Source organism: Burkholderia sp. SIMBA_062, assembly GCF_046534765.1.
Lineage (GTDB): Bacteria > Pseudomonadota > Gammaproteobacteria > Burkholderiales > Burkholderiaceae > Burkholderia > Burkholderia ambifaria.
The window spans coordinates 1-275 of record NZ_JAWRYD010000237.1; the positions used below are offsets into that span (position 1 = coordinate 1).

The following is a 275-nucleotide window of genomic DNA, read 5'->3' on the forward strand; positions in this document are numbered from 1 at the left end:
GGTATCGCTGCTCGCCGCGCAAACCGATTTCCGCGCGCCGGGGGAACTGCGTTTCTTTATCGGCGAGAGCGAGCTAGCGGCGCTCGATGCGCTGATGGCGCGCCAGGGTTGTCTCGAAGGCGAGCAGATGGCCGCGACGTTCCAGTTGCTCAATTCGCGCGATCTCGTCTGGTCGCGTGCGGTCAACGAGTATCTGCTCGGCCAGCGCTCGAAACCCAACGACCTGATGTCGTGGAACGCCGATACCACGCGCATGCCGTACCGCATGCACAGCG

General features: G+C 64.0%; 1 pseudogene. It reads left to right on the plus strand.

The features are described from left to right. Positions 1 to 275: pseudogene (locus SB786_RS36190) on the plus strand (poly-beta-hydroxybutyrate polymerase); the annotation flags it as partial.